Origin of the sequence: Streptomyces sp. RP5T (assembly GCF_003933965.1) — a bacterium.
Classification (GTDB): domain Bacteria; phylum Actinomycetota; class Actinomycetes; order Streptomycetales; family Streptomycetaceae; genus Streptomyces.
The window spans coordinates 1-240 of sequence record NZ_RSAJ01001345.1 but is presented as its reverse complement, the minus strand read 5'-3'; the positions used below and the strand labels follow the sequence as shown (position 1 = coordinate 240).

1 protein-coding gene is annotated in these 240 nt (G+C 67.5%); it reads left to right on the top strand.

Features of this window, described 5'->3' with window-relative positions; genetic code table 11:
• The coding region (locus EHS43_RS46140) for a transposase family protein (protein ID WP_148104412.1) at positions 1-240 on the top strand (240 nt) is incomplete at both ends.

Sequence of the window (240 nt, the reverse complement as noted above, 5' to 3'; positions counted from 1 at the left end):
CCGCATGAGCTCGTTGAGCATGTTGCCTGGCTGCTGTACGAGCACCGCCGCGCACGTAACACCCGCTGGCGGAAGCTCCGCTGCTTCGACCAGGCACTGCTCACGCTGGTCCACCTGCGCAAGAACGAGACATTCGCCCAGCTCGGCGCCGGGTTCGCGATATCCCAGGCCACCGCCTGGCGCTACGTGGACGAGGCCCTGGAGGTGCTGGCTTCCTGGGCCCCAGGCCTCCATGAAGCC